Source organism: Nitrobacter sp. 62-23, from assembly GCF_001897285.1.
Taxonomy (GTDB): domain Bacteria; phylum Pseudomonadota; class Alphaproteobacteria; order Rhizobiales; family Xanthobacteraceae; genus Nitrobacter.
Genome location: NZ_MKSM01000083.1, coordinates 1 through 18,860 on the forward strand (window position 1 = coordinate 1; position 18,860 = coordinate 18,860).

At 58.6% G+C, this 18,860-nt stretch carries 14 protein-coding genes; 3 read left to right on the forward strand and 11 right to left on the reverse strand.

Annotated elements, in window-relative coordinates; all coding sequences use genetic code 11:
- Window positions 1-61: 61 nt before the first annotated feature.
- Together rfbD and rfbC are read right to left on the reverse strand one after the other, a co-directional pair.
- Complete coding sequence (gene rfbD / locus BGO16_RS07450; protein ID WP_292617985.1) at window positions 62-976, reverse strand: dTDP-4-dehydrorhamnose reductase; 915 nt, start codon at window positions 974-976, stop codon at window positions 62-64.
- Window positions 976-1,530 carry a dTDP-4-dehydrorhamnose 3,5-epimerase gene (gene rfbC / locus BGO16_RS07455; protein ID WP_292617986.1) on the reverse strand — a complete coding sequence of 185 codons (555 nt, stop codon included), beginning with the start codon at window positions 1,528-1,530 and terminating at the stop codon, window positions 976-978. The genes rfbD and rfbC overlap by 1 nt, the downstream gene beginning before the upstream one ends.
- Before the next feature lie 105 nt (window positions 1,531-1,635).
- On the opposite strand from rfbC, the gene rfbA reads away from it, so the two are divergent.
- Window positions 1,636-2,511: a glucose-1-phosphate thymidylyltransferase RfbA gene (gene rfbA, locus BGO16_RS07460; RefSeq protein WP_292617987.1), complete on the forward strand. Its 876-nt coding sequence runs from the start codon at window positions 1,636-1,638 to the stop codon at window positions 2,509-2,511.
- Between the two features lie 24 nt (window positions 2,512-2,535).
- A complete protein-coding gene (gene rfbB, locus BGO16_RS07465; protein ID WP_292617988.1) occupies window positions 2,536-3,603 on the forward strand; it encodes a dTDP-glucose 4,6-dehydratase in 1,068 nt (355 codons plus the stop codon).
- Window positions 3,604-3,664: 61 nt separating this feature from the next.
- Here rfbB and BGO16_RS07470 read toward each other — a convergent pair whose 3' ends face one another.
- The 8 genes from BGO16_RS07470 to BGO16_RS07505 all read right to left on the reverse strand — a co-directional run bounded on the left by BGO16_RS07470 (window position 3,665) and on the right by BGO16_RS07505 (window position 16,726).
- Window positions 3,665-4,915, reverse strand: a complete 1,251-nt coding sequence (locus BGO16_RS07470) for a glycosyltransferase family 92 protein (RefSeq protein ID WP_292617989.1) — start codon at window positions 4,913-4,915, stop codon at window positions 3,665-3,667.
- A 330-nt stretch (window positions 4,916-5,245) separates the two neighbouring features.
- Window positions 5,246-6,226 (reverse strand): glycosyltransferase family 2 protein, encoded by a 981-nt coding sequence (locus BGO16_RS07475; RefSeq protein ID WP_292617990.1) that lies wholly within the window; start codon window positions 6,224-6,226, stop codon window positions 5,246-5,248.
- Window positions 6,183-8,387, reverse strand: a complete 2,205-nt coding sequence (locus BGO16_RS07480; protein ID WP_292617991.1) for a glycoside hydrolase family 99-like domain-containing protein — start codon at window positions 8,385-8,387, stop codon at window positions 6,183-6,185. Before BGO16_RS07480 ends, BGO16_RS07475 begins: the two co-directional genes overlap by 44 nt.
- A 161-nt stretch (window positions 8,388-8,548) precedes the next feature.
- The gene (locus BGO16_RS07485; RefSeq protein WP_292618020.1) at window positions 8,549-10,543 is read right to left on the reverse strand and encodes a tetratricopeptide repeat protein; all 1,995 of its coding nucleotides are present in this window, start codon (window positions 10,541-10,543) and stop codon (window positions 8,549-8,551) included.
- 47 nt (window positions 10,544-10,590) lie between these two features.
- Window positions 10,591-11,940 carry an HlyD family type I secretion periplasmic adaptor subunit gene (locus BGO16_RS07490; RefSeq protein WP_292617992.1) on the reverse strand — a complete coding sequence of 450 codons (1,350 nt, stop codon included), beginning with the start codon at window positions 11,938-11,940 and terminating at the stop codon, window positions 10,591-10,593.
- Window positions 11,930-14,164: a peptidase domain-containing ABC transporter gene (locus BGO16_RS07495; protein ID WP_292617993.1), complete on the reverse strand. Its 2,235-nt coding sequence runs from the start codon at window positions 14,162-14,164 to the stop codon at window positions 11,930-11,932. The genes BGO16_RS07490 and BGO16_RS07495 overlap by 11 nt, the downstream gene beginning before the upstream one ends.
- Window positions 14,165-14,627: 463 nt before the next feature.
- Window positions 14,628-15,185, reverse strand: coding sequence for a methyltransferase domain-containing protein (locus tag BGO16_RS07500; RefSeq protein ID WP_292617994.1), 558 nt, complete (start codon window positions 15,183-15,185; stop codon window positions 14,628-14,630).
- Between the two features lie 392 nt (window positions 15,186-15,577).
- Window positions 15,578-16,726 (reverse strand): calcium-binding protein, encoded by a 1,149-nt coding sequence (locus BGO16_RS07505; protein ID WP_292617995.1) that lies wholly within the window; start codon window positions 16,724-16,726, stop codon window positions 15,578-15,580.
- A 501-nt stretch (window positions 16,727-17,227) separates the two neighbouring features.
- Between BGO16_RS07505 and BGO16_RS07510 the strand changes: the two genes are divergently transcribed.
- A complete protein-coding gene (locus BGO16_RS07510) occupies window positions 17,228-17,887 on the forward strand; it encodes a ParA family protein (protein WP_292617996.1) in 660 nt (219 codons plus the stop codon).
- 44 nt (window positions 17,888-17,931) lie between these two features.
- On the opposite strand, the gene BGO16_RS07515 is transcribed toward BGO16_RS07510, so the two are convergent.
- On the reverse strand, window positions 17,932-18,327 hold the full coding sequence (locus tag BGO16_RS07515) for a transposase (protein WP_292617997.1): 396 nt from the start codon (window positions 18,325-18,327) through the stop codon (window positions 17,932-17,934).
- Window positions 18,328-18,860: the final 533 nt, after the last annotated feature.

The window sequence follows — 18,860 nt, forward strand, 5'->3', positions numbered from 1 at the left end:
AATGTGACATTCGCCTGACAAGTTCGCTGCAAAGTGAGTAGCGAATGTCAAATTCACTCCACTAGCGACCCGCCTGCTCGCGTTGCAGGATGACGAAATGATCGAGCTCCGCCGATAATGCGTCCTGCCAGGCTGGCGTGGTCACTCCGAACCGGTCTTTCAAGCGCGACAGATCGAGCCTCGAATTGCCAGGCCGCCTGGCCTTTGTCGGGAAATCCGCAGTTGCAATCGGGGTGATCGTCTTGACTGCGAGCTTCACGCCGCGCGACTTCAACCCCGCGACAATAGCGCTTGCAAAGCCGTGCCAACTGGTCTCGCCGGCGCAGGCGAGATTAACGATACCGCTGCTGCGCGCGAACGACTGCTCGAGATTCGTCGCGTTCGGCAACACGATGGCAGCAACGGCGTCGGCTATTGCGCTTGCGGTGGTCGGCGCGCCCACCTGGTCGGCGACGATACGGAGGTCCTCGCGTTCGCCGGCAAGCCGCGCGATGGTCCGTAGAAAATTGGCTCCGCCCGCGGCGTACACCCACGAAGTGCGCGCGATCAGATGCGCGCCGCCGGCCGCCCGGATGGCGAGATCACCGGCGAGCTTGCTCGCGCCATAGACCGAGAGCGGGCCCGTGTGACTATCCTCGCGCCACGGCCCCTCACCCGATCCGTCGAAGACATAGTCGGTTGAAAAATGGACCAGCGGTACGCGATGACGCGCCGCCCACGTCGCGATCACGCCAGGCGCCTCGGCGTTGACGCGAAAGGCAAGCTCGCGCTCGTCCTCGGCGCGATCCACCGCGGTATAAGCCGCGGGATTAACGATGAGATCGGGTTTGAAAGAGTCGAGCGTCCTCGCAAGCGTCTCGGGCTTCGACAGATCGAATTCGGCGCGCAGCGGTGCGACGACCGAGCCGTCCTTATCCAGCACCGGCCGCAGCGCACCCCCAACCTGCCCGCTGGTGCCCGTCAGTAATATCCGCATCAGACCTGTCCATAGACCGGAAGATTCTTGACGTCGGCCAGCAGCGGCGCGTCCGCATCCTTGGCCGACAAAGACGGCGCCTCCACGCCCCAGTCGATGCCGATCGCAGGATCATTCCAGCGAATCGAGAGCTCATCCTTCGGACTGTAGAGATCGTCACATTTGTAAAAGAAGTCAGCGGTCTCGGAGAGAACGACGAAACCGTGCGCAAAGCCCCGGGGGACCCAGAGCTGGCGCCTGTTCTCCTCACTCAGTTCGACCGCAACGTGACGCCCGAAATTTGGACTGCCAACGCGCACGTCGACGGCGACATCCAGCACCCTGCCGCGTAGCGCAGTCACCAGCTTTCCCTGTGTAAGCGGATTTTGCAGGTGAAGCCCGCGCAGCACGCCCCGTGCGGAGCGTGACAGATTGTCCTGGATGAACGGGCGACTGACGCCGTGCTCGGCGTAACGAGGGAATTGATAGGTTTCGAGAAAAAAGCCGCGCTGGTCGCCGAACAGCCGCGGCTCGATGATGATGACCTCCGGAATCCCGGTCTCGATAACATTCATTTCATGTCACTTCGGGTTTATTAACTTACGGTAGCCGCACATTGATAACAACCTTGCTGACATAACACTATATGTTATAACGCCTGCGATATAATGCGAGGGGCCATGAAGGGGATTATTCTTGCCGGCGGGACGGGCTCGCGCCTTTACCCGGTCACGACGGTCGTCTCAAAGCAACTCCTGCCCGTCTTCGACAAGCCGATGATCTATTATCCGCTCTCGACGCTGATGTTAAGCGGCATCCGGGAAATTCTGATTATTTCGACGCCGCAGGACGCGCCGCTGTTTCACCGGCTGCTGGGCGACGGCAGCGAGATCGGCATGCGGTTCGCCTATGCCGCGCAGGCGACGCCGCGCGGGCTGGCGGACGCATTTATTCTCGGCCGCGACTTTATCGGCCCGGACGCGGTCGCGCTGGTGTTGGGTGACAACATTTTCTACGGCCACGGTTTACCGCCCATGTTATCCGCCGCCGCCACCCGCACGAAGGGCGCCACGGTGTTCGGCTATGTCGTGAACACCCCTGAACAATACGGGGTGGTCGAACTCGACGACACCGGGCGCGCGCTCTCCATCGAGGAGAAACCGAAACGACCGAAATCCAACATCGCCGTCACCGGACTGTATTTTTATGACAATGACGTCGTCGAGATCGCGGCCGGCATCAAACCCTCTCCGCGCGGTGAAATCGAGATCACGGACGTCAACAACGCCTATCTCGAGCGCGGAAATCTTTATGTCGAGGTGCTCGGGCGCGGCTTTGCCTGGCTCGATACCGGTACGCATTCTTCGCTCGTCGAGGCCAGCCATTTCGTTCAGATTCTGGAGCAGCGCCAAGGCTTGCGCATCGCCTGCCCAGAGGAGATCGCGCTGCGTCAGGGCTACATCTCGCTTCAGGCATTCGAGAAGGCAGCCGCAAAGAACGCGAAGAGCAGCTACGGCGAATATCTGAAGTCCGTTGCCCTTTCATACGAGTGTTGATTCCAGTTCACGAAGGCGATCACGATGCGCTTCAAGGCTTCGACCATTTTCGTCACCGGCGGCGCGGGGTTCATCGGCTCGGCGGTGGTTCGTCATCTCCTGCACACGACCCACGCCCGCGTGGTCAACATCGACAAGTGCACCTATGCCGCGAACCTCGACTCCCTGCCCGGCGCCAACGAAAACCTGAACTACGCTTTTGAGAAGCAGTGCATTTGCGACGGCTCCGGCCTGCGGTACCTTTTCGAAAAATACCGCCCGGACGCAGTGATGAACCTTGCTGCGGAGAGCCATGTCGATCGCTCGATCGATGGCCCCGGCGAGTTCATGCAGACCAACATCATCGGCACGTTCACCCTGCTGCAGGAGACGCTGCGCCACTGGCGCTCGCTCTCGCCCGAGAAACGCGGAACATTTCGTTTCCTTCACGTCTCCACCGACGAGGTGTTCGGTTCACTCGGCGACAAGGGCATCTTCACGGAGACGACCGCGTATGCGCCGAACTCGCCCTATTCGGCAAGCAAGGCCTCATCCGACCACCTTGTCCGCGCCTGGCGGGAAACTTACGATTTGCCGACGCTCGTAACCAACTGCTCAAACAATTACGGGCCCTACCACTTTCCGGAAAAGCTGATTCCCCATATGATTATCAAAGGCCTCGCCGGTGACCCCCTGCCCGTCTATGGCGACGGCAGGAATATCCGCGACTGGCTCTATGTCGAGGATCACGCGAAGGCGCTGGCGCTGGTGCTCGAGCACGGCGCCATAGGCGAAACCTACAACGTCGGCGGACGTAACGAGCGCACCAACCTGCACGTGGTCGAAAGCATCTGCGACCTGCTCGATGAGATTGCGCCGAAGACAACGGGCAGGCACCGCGACCTGATTACCTTCGTCGCTGACCGCCCCGGCCATGATCGTCGCTATGCCATCGACGCATCAAAGCTCGAGCGTGAACTCGGCTGGCGGGCGGAGGAGAATTTCGAGAGCGGGATCGAGAAGACGGTCCGCTGGTATGTCGACGAGCAATCATGGTGGCGCGCCATCCTGGCGCGAGGTTATGCAGCAGAACGCGTTGGCCTCAGCGGGTAATACGACCGCAACTGGTCAGGAAACGGCACGGCAGGCGCACGAGCACCTGCATCGTGGTGGTTCAGCGAGGAAGCAGCTTCTTCAACTCAGGCAGGAATTTCAGGATCGTCAGATCCTCGACATCGTTCCGGTCTCGAAGCGTAAAGAATTCCATCGCGCGGATGCGCTCGGGGTCACCTTCCCCTAGCGGCCTTCCCCGCTCCCGCTTCTTCAGAAGCTGCTGTCGGGATTTTGTGTAGTAATGATTGATGGCCAGCTTCCGGCACTTCGGCGCTGAACATCGTCCGCCGATCGGGAAAACCGGGACGCCGTCTTCCTGAACATAACATCCCAGCACAAGGGACTGATGGGGATGCAGATAGGCGACGATCATATCGGGCCGCACGATTGATTTCATTACATGGTGATCCGGAAAATCGTCAGGCGCCCGCCGCGTGAACGCCTCGATGCTGAGACCTTGCGGCCTCGTCTCGTGACCGTTGGATCCGAAATTAAGCCAATGAACCGCGACGGCCGGCGCGGCTGAGACCTCATCCAGCACATCCTTGATGCTGTTGCCCGCAACGGGATAGAGAAACTCGTCTGCATCGATAAAAGCGCACCATTCGGAACTGTTTCGATAGCTGTCGATCGCGTGATGAAATGCGCGTGCCTGACCGAAATCGCCCTCCACATAATGATACGTGATCATGTCCGACCAGGGGAAGGATTCAATGATCGATCGCGTCTCGTCGGTGCTTTCATTGTCGTACAAATAGAAGTGGTCGACGCCGACCAGCCTGTGAAAATGCAACCACTCGAGCAGATCGTCGGCTTCATTCTTAATCGCACACACGACAGACAATCGGTGTTTCTTCCCTTTCACGCCGGCATGCAGCTTACTGGCATCCATGACCCGCAGGAGACCTGCAAGTTCCCGGCGAAGATTCTCGCTCTGCGGGGCGAGAGCGAGGGCGGCAAGATAGGTGTCTTGTGCCTCTTGAGCGGAATCCATATTCAAATACGTTACCGCAAGCCGATGCAGAACACGGGAATCCGAAGCAAGCTCTCCGGCGAGACGCACCAGAATGTCGCGGGCTCGTGCAAAATCGCAGGCTTGAATAAGAACAGCGGCCTTCGCGAATTGATATTCGCTGAAATCGCCGAACTGTCCTTCCAGCTCCTTGACCGAGCGGATCAGTTCATCCGGATTCGGGTTGGCGATCCGGCCGGAAAAGAATTCTTTCAATATGCACTCAATCTCGTTCGCGGGAAGCGCATCGAGATCCCGGTCCAGTTCGAGCCTCGGCCGCGTCGAAGTTTCCGTGTTCACCCTGCAGCGCTCCACGCTTGTTCAAAACCAACATCGGCATGCCGGAAAATTCCCGCGGAACAGCGTGGTCCCGCAGGGGTGCGGTATAATCTTAACAAATATGTCCGACGACCTCACTCATTCCTGTGTGGATACACACTCCTGATGTTGTAAGGGTATTTGGAGGAAGATCAACAAATTCGTTAATGCCGCCTTCGCAAATGTTATGATGCGGGGGCGGGAGAGCGGAATGCAGGATGGCCGGTGTGACGCTGCAAACAATAGCTGCATCCGGCCCTGCCGAGCCATAAGCCGGCGCTCTGCTAAGCTGACGGAAACTGGCAGTGTCGGTCATCGCCAGGCGAGCGGCATGGTCCATTCGTTCCAATCCACAGTCCGATGGTCGGGCTGATACGGCGCGTATAATTGCTTCATCCAATAATTGAAGTTCGGATGGAGCTTGATGAATTTGTAGAATGCTTCGCCGAAATTGATCGGACTGAGGCAAGCTCGATTGACTGGCCGCCGGGCGATCGCATGGACACAGTACGACGACATGCAGGCTTTGGTCTCGTTTTCGGCGACATGGCTCAGGTTCCGATAACTGTTCGTCGAATGGAGCCGATACATATAGCGATCTGATTCCACATACCGGGGCTCGACCATGGTTACAGCGCGCAGCGCATATTCCCAGTCGTGGCAGTACTTGAGATCAGACAGCAATCCGACCTTCCGCACCAACTCCCGGCTCAGTACGAAATTGCCGGTCGAGGCGGCGATCTGCGAATCCAGAAATGCCCAGGATAGGGGGGACCCCGTTATCCGGGCCCGGTCGATGGCGTAGCGAAGGCTTGTCGGATATTGATGGGTCGTTATCCGCCCGCCCGCTTCATCGATCGGTTCGACGGCTGAAAAGCCAAAGAAAAGCTTCTCGTTGCCATGCTGGCTGGCGAATATGCGGATGCGATCCTTTGAAAACATGTCATCGGAATTCAGGAAGAAGATCATGCCTCCCTTCGCCAGCGACAGCGCCCTATTCCAGGTGCAGTGCGCTCCCAGATTGAGAGGATTCCTCACGAGCGTGCACGACACAAACCGCCTGGCGAAGGATTTCTTTCTGACGATGCGCCGCGCGATTTCAAAGCTCTTATCGGGCGAATGATCGTCGACGACGATGAGCTCGACGTCCTGGAACGTCTGTCCATAAACAGTCTCCAGGCATTCTTCGATGTAGGCTTCGTGCTTGTAGCAAGCGACGACGACGCTGGCCAACATGGGGGGCCTCAGCTCAACGGCGAACAATAATCGAATGATTGGACCTGACGAGCGCACGGCTCCCCTCGCCCACTTCCAGAATCGCGACCTGATATTCGCCGTCTGGCATATCGCGCACAAAAAAGGAAAGCTGGAAACCGAAATGGCAATCCCTGCTTTTCGTTTGCATATAGTTCTTGACGTCGAAGCGTTCGTGCCAGTCCACGACCAGGCAGTAACCGCTATGATCCTGCTTTTCAGCGTCCACTGAGAGGAGGAGCAGGAACGCTATTCTGTGCTTCGTCGCCTCAAACGTTCCGCCGGCACACACCCATCCCCGCACGAGGACAGTCGATCGCGGGTCGACCACCACCCGCTCGCTCGTTTGAGAATTGATATTCTCAATCACGAGCAATGATTCTGGCGGATTCTCCAATGCGCCTCGGGCTTCCACGGGAATCCCGCTGCGCGTGTGCTGCGAGCCCGAATGGACCAGTTCCGATCGATGAAGAGCAGCAAGCAGTTGAACATGGGTGGCCGATTCCTTCACCGCCACCTCAAGCTCCTGCCGGCTCAGGCAATCCAGCAGATCCGGATTTGAGCGGACCTGGGTCGAGATCGGCTCGGAGGATGCCACCCTCCTCACCGCCTCTAGAAATGCTCGTCCGTAGCGCGAGTCCGGCTCCAGGTGCGCTCCCTCGGCCCATTCGTTCCAGGAATTAATGAAAACGAGCGGCTCGGCAAATTGGCCTCTTCTTGCCCGACCAGCGGCATCCCTGAGCCAGACTTCGAACGCCTCCGGGCTCGACCTGTTGAAGATATGCGCGCGCGAACCCTTGCGGGGCGTATTGTCCCAGCGCGGCATGACGGCCGGGAAATAAGGAAATTCGTATGTCTTGCCCAACGACGAGCGTACGGCATCAACATAGTCGTAAACCTTTCCCGTAAAGCTCGCTGGCGCGCCCAGCTCCGGCAGAGATTGCTCCATCGTCGAGACGGTGTGCGGAGGAAACTCCACCGCCGCATCGCAATCGAGGTCGCGAGGATCGAACTCCCCGAACGTCATGGCGTTGCAGATCAGAAGCTCTCCAATTCCCAATTCCCTTGCTCTTACGCGCCAGATCTCGAACAGGCGCTGCCTGTCCGGCAGAAGCGACGGCCGATAGATGACGACAATCTTGCGACCGTCGACCGTGATGTAACGTTCGTCGAGCAGGAGCTTCGCCATATCGTCGATAAAGCGAACATCGTCGTCAAGTGAATGATTTTGCCCCAGAAGCAACTCGGCATCCGAGCCGTCCCAACGGCGCGACCAGTTTTCATTCGCCCAGCATATGCAGAACGGCAGATCTGGTTCGCCGTCTTCCAGAAGAAGCTCCAGCGGCCTTTCGAGAAGTCTGCGCCCCTGGAACCAGTAGACGTAATAGCAGAAGCCGTGGATGCCGTAGCGGCGCGCCATCTCGGCCTGTTGCCGGCGGGTGTCCTTCAACCTCACGTCATAGAAGCCGAGGTCAGCCGGAAACCACGGAGATTGATGCGTAGGAAACTGGGGACGCATGCGTGCGATATTTGTCCATTCGGAGAAGCCCGGTCCCCACCACCGGTCGTTCTCCGTGAACGAGTGGAATTGCGGCAAATAGAAACAGACGTGGCGCACCTGTTTCCCGGCCGGATCCACCGCTCCCCCGACTGTCTTGTTGTTGTTCGGAATCAGCAAGTCAGTGCAGTCATCGCTCGAAAATCCCAGTGCAACGACCAGTTCGTCGGGCGCGATATTGTCAAAGAGCGGAATCTCGAAAAATTCGCCGTCGTCCAGGCTGACGCGAAGATGGATCTGCGGCTGGCTTCGCTCCGCCAAAGCATGTCTGAGCGCGCGCGCCAGACGTCGACGCGCGCCCGCGGTCGCCAGATCAATACAGAAACCAGGTCTGCCAATTGTTTTGGTTGAACCAATTGCAACCGGAGCCGCGCGATCGGTTTTCGTCTCTTCGATCGCATGGGACCCAACAAAAAGAGAAAGAGAGACAGATGCCGCGAGCGATCTGGCATCGACGATCCAGCCCGAAATTTCCCGGCCGGAATATTCAAGTATCGCGCCACGCAGACGCGTGCCCGACTCCAGATCGCTCAGGTCCGGATCGAGGAACACGCTTTGAACGTTCTCTTCTTGCGAAATGGGACTGGCGATGGGCCGCATGCCCTTCACATTTCTGACGTCGCGCTCCGCAATCTTATTCATCGCACCCCGATCTCCTGCCAGCCGTCCCCGGCTCATGTTTTCCCGTCACGCGCTGCCGCAGACCTGAAGACAATTCCACCACATCCTTCGGGCGAGATCTTTGTCTTGAAAATCATCAGGAGCCGCACCAAGCCTTCAACGATCCATCCAGCCGGAAATGCTCAATCGTCGACCAGCGCCACGCCGATCGCGGCCAGACGGCGCGCGGCTCCTTCATGGTTTTGCCGCGCCGCCTGCCGATACCAGTGCGCCGCCGCGTCGCGGTCTTGAGCAACGCCGCTTCCCGACATCAACGCATCACCGAGCGCAACCTGCGCTGCCGCCATATCCTGCTCGGCCGCCTTCTCGAACCATTCGGCCGCCTTCTGTGGATCGGCCTCGCATCCCTGTCCCTTTCCAAGCATCACTGCGAAATTGAATTGCGCGACCTTGTGCCCCTGGCGCGCCGCCGCTTCGTACCAGCTCGCACCCTGGGCTACATCCTTGGCGACGCCCGCGCCGGTGCAATACATCACCGCGAGATGAAATTGCGCGCCCGCATGGTCGGCCTGCGCGGCTTTTGTCATCCATGCCGCCGCTGCCTTCGCATCGCTCATTGCGCTATTTTGATCGAGATACAGCAGCGCCAATGTGTACTGAGCCTCGACATGACCGGCACCAGCGGCGCGGGAGAACCACGGCACAGCGGCTTCGACATTTGCGGCACCGCCAAACCTGCCCATTTCCAAAACACCGAGTTGAAACGCAGCCGGCGCATGGCCTGTTTGAGCCGCCTCGCTCAACAGCGAGCGCACCTGCTCAAGCCGTTCAGCCGGTCCTTCTTCTTGATGCAGCAGGAAAAGCGCATAAGACAACTTGGCGTCCGGGTCCCCTCCCGTGGCTGCCTTGCTGAGCCACTCTCCCGCGCGCTTGTGATCGCGCGGCACTCCGTTGCCCGCCGAATACAGCTTGCCGAGTTGCAACTGCGCGGCGCGGATGCCGCCTTCGGATGCGCGCTCAAACCACTCGATAGCGGCTTTCACGTTGCGTTCGACGCCGGAGCCGTTGAGATAGAAGATGGCGATGTTGAACGCGGCGGTCGCATGGCCATTGCCGGCCGCGCGCTCGAACCATTTTGCAGCCTGACGGATATTCGGACCGACGCCGGTCCCCGTCGCGTAAAAGCGGCCCATGAAAAACTGCGCCTGCACGTCACCGCGCTCGGCTGCTTTTTCGTACCAGACGGCCGCTTCCCTCAAATCCGGTTCGGCGCCCGCGCCGTGCGAATAAAGATCAGCTAAAGCCTGGATTGCGGGAAAGTAGTCCTTGCGCGCCGCCTTGCGCAGCGCAGTTTCGGCCCGGTCGATATCCTTCGCAACGCCATGGCCTTTCAGACGCAAAAGGCCGATATTGTAGAGCGCGATCGCATCATCATGCCTCGCAGCGTTATGGAACAGGCGCGCGGCTTCCGTCGGAGCCTCTGGCATGCCCGTTCCTTTTAGGTTCATGAACGCGAGCGCAACCTGTGCCCTAACATGATCCCGTTCGGCCGCCTTGCGATACCAGCTTGCTGCCTGTTCGAAATCGACGGGAACGCCCTTGCCTTGATAATAGACGTCGCCAAGCGCGAATTCCGCGGCGGCGCAGTCCTGATCCGCCGCGGCCAGATACCATCCGAGCGCCGCATCAAGATCCTTCTTGCAACCGAGCCCCTCGCAATACATGTTGCCGAGAACCGTCTGCGCTTCTGCTTTGCCTCCGTCGGCTGCAGCCGATATCCAGCCGAAGGCTGCCTCGACATCCCTTTCGACGCTCGTTCCATATGGAAATACGAGATGATGGAGGTCCGATGCTTTTTCGCCCAGCCGCACGGCGGAAGACATGCGCCACGTTTCGTGGCGATAAGGACCAAGCAGCGGCTTGTCCCCCTGCAGAAGGATCAAGCCAAGTTGAAACTGCGCCTCGACATTGCCGAGCTGCGCCGCCCAGTCGTACCATGCCACGGCATCTGGCACGTTCCTGACGACTCCCTCGCCCTTCACATAGAGCATCCCCATTCGGTAGCCTGCTTCGGCCTCGCCGGCCTCTGACGCCAGCTTCCAGCACCTGATCGCTTCCAGGTAACGACCGCGCTCATATGCAGCCACTCCCTGCTCGAAAGGACCGGCGCGGGGCATTACGGACACTGGACGAATCCAATCCAGAAACGATCGCGGTGAAAGCATCATGGTTCACGCATAGCCTCGTGAATGCCCTTCAGCATTCCACCCAGCAGATACATCGCGACGGAACGCGTGCCGACATTAATATCGCCTTGCAGGGTCATGCCCGGAATCAGACGGAAGTTGCCTGGCACGCCCTTGAAATTATATGCGTCCACCGAGCACCGCGCCTTGTAGTAGGTGTAGTCAAGCGGCTTGCCGTCATCGTCGGTTGTGAACGCGCCCTCGCTGATCCAGCGCACATTCCCGCTCGCCGTGCCGTGCTCCGCCGCATTGAAGGCGTCAACCTTGATGGTGCATGGGTCGCCGGCCCGGATAAACCCGACATCGCGCGAGGAAATCCTGATTTCCGCTTCGAGCTTGGTGTCGATCGGCATCAGCGTGATGAAGGGATCTCCCGGCTTGAGCACCGAGCCGACCGAAAGCCTCGCCATCGTCAGCACCACCGAGGGTTCGGCAGCTGTCCAGCGCACCAGGTTTTGATGCTTGAGCGCCTTTTCGTAGGTCGCCCTCGCTTCGTCGAGCTTGTTGCGCGTCGTCACCAGATCCTGGCTCAATTGCGCGAACCATTGCTGTTTGAAGGCATCGCGATCGGCGATGACGGATCCCAAGGTATTCTGCGCCACGATCAGGCCATTGTGCGTATTCTCCAGTGTCCGCAGCAATTCAAGCCGGGCGTCCTGGGAGACGTACATGTTGAGCTGCGATCCCGTGCCATGCTCCGCGAGCGTCGTGCGCATCTTCTCGATTTTTTCCAGAACATCGTCGCGCTGCCGATATCGGGCATCGTCGCCGCGAAGCTTCTCGATCGTTGCCTGGGTCTCCTTGATCTTCGACTCGAAGCTGTTGATCTGGGCGGTATACTGGGCCACGCGCTGTCCGTAGAGCGCTTTCTGCAGAGCTGCATATTTCTGGAAATCCGGGTCCGACTTGTTGGCGAATACGAGTGGCTTCTGATTCAACTCGGCCTCGTCCCGCGCCACCTGCGTCTCCAGGCTCGCGATCTGCAACTTCGCCTGCGTCAGGTCGGCGGAGGTGAAGGTTGCGTCAAGCGTGGCGAGCAGTTGACCCGTCTCCACCTGCTCGCCTTCGCGCACGTTGATCGTCTTGATGATCGATGGATCCAGCGCCTGCAGGACATTGATATGACCGGCCGGCACGATATTGCCGGTCACGCTGGTGATGACGCGGTCGATCCGCGTCAGGCACAGGATTGCGATAATCGAAACGAGGAATGCGGAAAGTACGAACAGCGTGGCACGCGTGGCCAGCGGCTCGGCCGCCTCCCGGATTGCATCGGTCTCCGACTGGAATTGACGAACGGTCGCGAGCGCAGCCTGGCTATGGGACAAGGGTCGGGCTCCGGAGTTTCGGCCTGTCGCTGCGGACCGTCGGCGCGAGATGGGTGTTCTGCTGATACCAAAGCGAACTGTAGATATCGTTCCGCTCCAGCAACTCCGTGTGGCGTCCGATATCGTCGACCACTCCGCGGTCGAGCACGAGGATGGCGTCCGCCGCCGTCAGCGAGGACAACCGGTGGGAGATAATGATCAGCGTGCGGCCATTCGCTATCCGTGTGATGTTGCCGTTCACGATGGCTTCGCTGTCGGCGTCAAGCGCACTCGTGGCCTCGTCGAGAATGAGAATGGGTGGATCGACGATCAGCGCTCGCGCGATCGCAAGGCGTTGCCGCTGCCCTCCGGAAAGATTGGGCGATCCTTCATAGACACGGGTTTCATAACCGCGCGGCAGTTTGTCGATGAACTCCTCGGCGCCCGCCAGACGCGCCGCCTTGACGACGTCATCAAAAGTGGCGTCCGGCACGGCCGCACAAATGTTCTCGCGTATCGTTCCGCTAAAAAGAAAATTCTCCTGCAAAACGATGCCGACGTTCCTGCGTAGATGATCGACATCGTATTCACGAACGTCGATCCCGTCGATCTTGATCAGCCCGTCGTAATCGGAATGCAATCGCTGCAGGAGTCGCGTGATCGTGGTCTTTCCGGAGCCGCTCTTGCCCATCACGCCGAGCGTCGTTCCCCGGTTTACTTCAAAGGAAACGCCATTCAGCGTCGGCGAGACGGCGCCCTTATATCTGAAGGTGACGTTTGAAAATTCCACCCTGCCCTCGATCGGCGAGCGGACGCCATGCCCGGAACGCCCCTCTTCGGCAGGCTGGTTCACGAGATTGCGGACGGTCGCGACCGCGCTCCGCGCTTCATCGTATTGATTGATCAACTGAGCCATCTGCATCAACGGCGCCGACACCCGCTGCGACAGCATCAGGAACGCAAATAGCGCTCCGATAAAAACAGGGTCGCTGTTCGTCAGCGCGAGATAGACACCGACCGCATAGGAACCGCTCACCGCAAGCCGTTCCAGCGGTCGCACCACCGCCTGGATCGCGTTTCCGGTCATCCCTTCCGCCAATCTTGCCCTGGCGACCCGCGCAACCAGCACATCCCAGAAATGGCGCTGTCGCGCATCGAGCGCCAGCGATTTCACCGTTCGGATGCCGTTGAGCGTTTGAACCAGAAACGCGCCCTGTTCGCCTTCCGCGACCAGGACTGCGTGTGACGCCTTGCGATATGCCGGCAGCATCAGGATCAACCACCCGACAATCACCCCCGACAGCGCCAAAACGATCAGAGTCATGACCGGGCTGAAGAAAAACATCACGGGCAAAAAGAAAAACAGCGTCGTCGAATCCAGCAGCGTGCCGAACAACTGGCCCATCAGAAACGAGCGGATGCGGAACACTTCCCGGATGTCGCGCGCGACGAGGCCGACCGCCGTCTGCTCGAAATAGTCGATGGGAAGATTGAGAACCTTTTCGAAGACGTAAGTGGACAGCTTGACGTCAAGCCTGGTTGTCAGTTGATGAACAAGGACTTGCCTGAGGAACGCGAACATCGCTTCGAATGCGATGATGATCAGCATCGCAAGGCAAAGCACATAGAAGGTATTGTAAGCGTGATAGAAGAGCACCTTGTCCGACAGCAGGCGCCAGAACATGATCGGCGCAAGGCCGAGAAGTCCAAGAACCAGCGCAGCGATCGCCACATCCCGGACAATGCGTCGCTCGCGAAATATCAATGCCGCGACAAGACCGAAACTAAACGGCTGGGTTTCGTCGGAGATATCGTAGTTGCGCTTGGCGAGAATGACATCCCCGGACCAGATATCCTCGAAACGCGGCCGATCAATCACAAGCAGCGCATCTTCCGCCGCGTTCGGGTCCCTCAACGCGACCCGCGTATTGTTGGCGTCACCATCAACGCGCAACAACACCATGTAGCTTCCATTGCGCAAACCAACGATCGTCGGCAGCGCCTTTTTCAGATGAGAAAGCCCGTCCCAATCGAGTTGAACGTGCTTCGATCGCATGCCGGCCTTTTCGGCGCAGCGGACGAGCTGGCCGGGAAGCACCTCTTCGCCGCCGAGAAGATTGTCCTTGATGAGTTGCGTCGAGGTGAGATGCAGCCCGTGCTGCCGCGCGACGATGACCAGACATTCGAGTCCGGACGGAAGCAGCGGATCGATATCGGCACTCTCGGCGACGGATTGCGCGATCATGAAAACCCGGTCTGTTGTTATTACTTATCGAAGCGTATGTATCATTCCAGCCTGAACGATAACATGCTCCCATCAATAACATTAGACACAATAAAAGTGACGGAAACACGAACATTGGAGTGATAGCTGGACCTGCTGGCGGGGCGGCCCCATTGTTTCTCGTCGCCGGGCGGCGTAGCAGAGAAAGGCGTGAGCAGAAGCGCGCAGCAGCTTCTCTAGAAATTACGTAAAAACAAATGGATAGCGTATTGAAGGCGATTCTGCTTTCGCCGGATGGCTCCAGACGGCTGGGTTTCGATGCCTCGCACCGCTGCTGAAATGCCCCCGTGGTGTTCGAAGACAAATCGGCAGAGCGCGGTCATAGCGTTTTCGAGCAAAGCTCGTCCTCGGGCTTGACCCGAGGATGGATACCGGCTTGCGTGAAGAAACGCGTCAAATTAACAATTTAGGGTCGTTGACCGTTTCAGGCCACCACTTCCTGAAAGTTAAAGCCGCTTCCTAACAAAGCCTTCTTGATAGCCACGTCATCGGCCCCCGGCATCAGCGCCAATGCGCAGACCTCGAAATTTTCAGTCGCCACCGAGATGGTGGGAAAGCCCGCCATCAATAACAGATTTCCGAGCCGCTCGGCGGTGAATCCGGTGCGATGGGCCATATGCACGTGGCCTTCCTCGATTGCGCGGGAATGGCCGTAGAGCATGTCGAGCGGCCTGATGGGGCCTGCCGGAGAATGATAGGCGACGGCTGCAATGCCTTGCGCGACGATAAAATGAGCGACGGCTTCGATATCCGGAGTCATCAGCAAGGCGAATCCGTCCGGCTTCAGGATCCGCTGGAACTGGCGCAGCGTGGGAAAAACGTCGTGCGCATAAAGGTGTTCAAGGACATGCGACGACCATATCACGTCGAACGACTGCGGCTCAAAAGACTTCTCGAGTTCGAGGACCGAACCGACGACATCGGGTTGGACGCCGGGATCGATGTCGAACCGCACTTCTTTCAGATCCTGCTCATGGATCATTCGAGCAATTCGCCGCGCTGGTCCAGGCCCGGAGCCCGCATTGAGCAGTTGCTTGATACCGGACAAGATCGGCTCCTAACAACATCCGATCGGAGCTATCGGAAGCGAGTTGAACGGCTCCGGCCGACCTACCATCATCCTATCGATGTGGCCTCACAAAGGCATAAATTGTCTTTCAAGGCGTCTTCATATCACGAATTCATTTTACTAAAATTGAAGCATGACATGCTTTGACGCCTGGAAACGTCATTGCCGCATAGCCGCTTGAAAACGGCATCGTGCGTGCCTGACAAAGTAGGGGATGCGCCTCCACACATGACGGCGAAGCCGCCAAAAGCAAAAGCCCCGCCGGAAGGCGGGACTTTCGCATGTTGCGTCCTTCAGCGGCCGAACTACGAAAGTTTCGGCAGGGTGACGATCTGATCGCTAAAGTGAAGATCCTCAACTCCACTGACCGCAATCGTCTGGTCATCGCTGAAGTGGAGCGTGTAAGTGTTCGTGCTCGAATCGACGCCGATCTTGTCTACGTCGAAGAACGAACGACCGGTGAAGTCGACGGTATCCTTGCCAGCGCCGCCGAAGATCGTATCGTTGCCATGATGCGTCTGGATATGGAAGGTGTCATTGCCGGCTCCTCCCTCCAGCGTCGAATTGGCACCCGAAGCGCCGCCGTCAACCAGCCAGAACTGGTCGTTGCCCGCACCGCCCTGCATGACATCGCCTTGCACGCCAACCAGCGTGTCGTTTCCAGCGCCGCCGAGCAGCGTGCTGTGCCCCTGCACATTGCCGCCGGATCCTTGATCACCGCCGCCACCGGGTCCCTGACCACTACCCTGGTCATCTCCGTGACCATGACCGTGACCGTGACCGTGGCCATTGCCGTGCCCCTTGCCATGGTCATTCCCGTGCCCTTTGCCATGATCATCCCCATGGCCGTTGCCCTTTCCGAAGACCTGGTTGTCCGCGCTGGCAACACGCTGATTGGCATCGTGCGGCTGGCCTCCGCCGCCCGCGCCTGACGCCACCGCCCCCGACACCAGATAGTCGTTGCCCGCACCGCCGTCCAACGTGTCGTTACCGGTGCCTCCGAAGATGCTGTCATTACCGGCGCCGCCGAACAGCGAACTGTCACCGTGGCCTCCGCGGATCTCATCGTTGCCGCTGCCGCCATAGACCGTATCGTTGCCGCTATCATGCAGGTTGATGGTGTCCGAGCCCCTGCCCGCCGCGACGAATATGTCGTTGTCGCCTCCGTTCACGTCCAGCTTGGCGCTATGGTCATCCAGGATGATCGCTTTCAAGTTGGGATTCGTCTGGACGTTCGTCGATTGCGACACGTCCAAAATCTGAATGACCGGCGGAACCGGTCCGCCAGAAAACGGCCCCGACTGCAACCAACCCCTCGTGCTGTCATCGGTGTCGTGGAAGACACCGCTTTGTTCAAGCGAATCGATCAGCGCTGATCTTACGCCCGCCTCAATATTCCCGTTATGCTGGACGAAATGATCCAGTTCGGTCTTCGTTAAGTAGGAAACGGCCATGGCACCCTCTGACTGGATTCCCCAAGATCTGTGGCGAAGCAGATACCTCGGTCGACGCCAATCGACGCTAATATGCTGCGGCTCGAATGTGCTGTAGCTTGAAGCAGAACGAAACGGTCACGCCGTACGACAAAGACATCATCCCATTGTGTTAATGTTATGATGCACCGCGACATTTGTTATTCGTACGTTAATGTCGGGCGACGGATAGTGTCAAGGGTCAAATTCACGCGCTGTTAACGCACATTTGACTGATATTATCCCTGACGGGGTCGCACCGAGGGCGCCCACGCGTCCCCTGGGAGGATTATCCAGGTTGTTTTGCCGTTTTTTTGCTCGATCGAGCGGCGGATATTCGCAATTCGGGACCGAGGAACTCATGCGACGATTGCCAGGGCCCGGTTCGGGCTGATTGTTGATTTGTTATGATCGGTTAAGAGGGAGGTAACGCTGGCAGGTGTTTTGCAAGAAAATGTGAGATCATGTTATTATGACGACCGCATGAGCTTTCCCGGACCGATGCGGAGGATTATCACGGTTACCCAACGCAAAGGCGGTGTCGGCAAGACCACGATTGCGGTCTGCGCCGCCGCGGCACTCGCTCGCCGCGGACATGACGTTGCGCTGGTCGACAGCGATCCTCAACGCTCCGCTTCGCAGTGGGCGGAGCCAGGCAATCTCGAATTTCCCGTCTACGAGATGGCTTTGGAGCAAACGTCCGTGTCCGCCTGGGCCCAGGAGGTGCGCAGCATCCAAGCCGGCGTCGTGGTCATCGATACCGCTCCCAATGCGCGTGAGATGGGCGCCTCAATCGCCCTCGCCAACCTGATCCTCGTGCCATGCACGCCGTCCGGCCTCGATCTCGACGCGACACTGCAGACCCTTGCGATCATCGACGCGGCGCGAAGGCACCGGCGCGATCGAATCAAGGTGATTCTTGTGCCCAACAGGCTCGACCGCCGCACGCTTGAGGGACGGCAGTTGATCGATGAATTGAGCGGGCTTGGCGAGATCGTTGCACCGCCGGTCGCCGCCCGCACAGCCTTCGTCCGCTGCTTCACCAACGGTCAGTCGGTCACAAGCTTCATGCCGGGAGATGCCGCCGACCAGGAAATCCAGCAACTGGCGGATGCGATCGAATACGCCGAGCGAGAGGAATAGCCAATGCCGATACCGTCGATCGAAAATCGCCCGCCGACGACCTGCTACCTGGAATCTGCGGGACCGAGCAACGCCTGGATCGCGCCTTGCGTGCCTGACTGACGGGACGACGCGGTAACCGCCGCTTCCTCCAGCCTCATTTTCTCAAGCAGGAGATCCGTCACTATCTTTCGAAGCCGCTGGTTCTCCAGCTTAAGTTCCTCCAGAACATGGCGCATCTCATCCATCGCCGGCGGGCTGGTGAGCGCTTTACCGTCGTCGGCGCGATTCTGGAGAATATCCGGTTCAGGCTTGGACAGGGGCAGCTTTCTCCATCGGTGAAGCGTCATGACGCTCACGCCCAGCGCCTTGCAAACGTCCACCTGGGAATTGCCGGCGCGAGCAAGCTCGTCCGCCCGGGCCAGCTTCAAAAGAATTTCCTCGTGCGAATGCTTCTTCATCTTCCCGTCCAAATACGCCCGGTTCACTGTCCATCGACGAGTCGCCTAAGCCGACGCCAGAACCAATATAAATACACTCATCATAGAAAATAACACTATAATAGCAATATTTGGTGATTTAGTGCTAACCAGTGTCGATCATCGTCCGGTATTAGCGCAAGTTAGCCATTGGTGTTAGTTGCAGTGCAATGTAAACTGCGAACGAACAGCCAGCCGGTCCCCAGCCGGCTAATGGCTCACGTCCCGATCGAAGACGGCCAAATATCAGCCGAGCGACATCATCGCCGCATTCTACGGCGAGGCATGCCATGGGGCAGACCTGCTTCTAACAATATATCATACTCGATATCATACTCGCTTGCACATCGGGTCGATCGATGCGATTTCCCCATGCAGCGGACGCGCACGCCGGGCAACCTCCTGCAAGACTACCTGGCTGCGTCCTGGAGTCTGATCCTTTTGATCAAGCGTGATCTTACCCGAAAGCCGGTTTTCATTTTTCGGGATCATGCTCCAGGGTAGTTGCCGCAGAG

Excerpts from the sequence above, each read along its gene's own strand:
- BGO16_RS07485 (WP_292618020.1), bottom strand. The coding sequence starts at position 10,543 with ATGCCCCGCGCCGGTCCTTTCGAGCAGGGAGTGGCTGCATATGAGCGC.
- BGO16_RS07495 (WP_292617993.1), bottom strand. The coding sequence starts at position 14,164 with ATGATCGCGCAATCCGTCGCCGAGAGTGCCGATATCGATCCGCTGCTT.
- rfbD (WP_292617985.1), bottom strand. The coding sequence starts at position 976 with ATGCGGATATTACTGACGGGCACCAGCGGGCAGGTTGGGGGTGCGCTG.
- BGO16_RS07480 (WP_292617991.1), bottom strand. The coding sequence starts at position 8,387 with ATGAATAAGATTGCGGAGCGCGACGTCAGAAATGTGAAGGGCATGCGG.
- BGO16_RS07505 (WP_292617995.1), bottom strand. The coding sequence starts at position 16,726 with ATGGCCGTTTCCTACTTAACGAAGACCGAACTGGATCATTTCGTCCAG.
- BGO16_RS07500 (WP_292617994.1), bottom strand. The coding sequence starts at position 15,185 with ATGATCCATGAGCAGGATCTGAAAGAAGTGCGGTTCGACATCGATCCC.
- BGO16_RS07510 (WP_292617996.1), top strand. The coding sequence starts at position 17,228 with ATGAGCTTTCCCGGACCGATGCGGAGGATTATCACGGTTACCCAACGC.
- BGO16_RS07515 (WP_292617997.1), bottom strand. The coding sequence starts at position 18,327 with ATGAAGAAGCATTCGCACGAGGAAATTCTTTTGAAGCTGGCCCGGGCG.
- rfbB (WP_292617988.1), top strand. The coding sequence starts at position 2,536 with ATGCGCTTCAAGGCTTCGACCATTTTCGTCACCGGCGGCGCGGGGTTC.
- rfbC (WP_292617986.1), bottom strand. The coding sequence starts at position 1,530 with ATGAATGTTATCGAGACCGGGATTCCGGAGGTCATCATCATCGAGCCG.
- rfbA (WP_292617987.1), top strand. The coding sequence starts at position 1,636 with ATGAAGGGGATTATTCTTGCCGGCGGGACGGGCTCGCGCCTTTACCCG.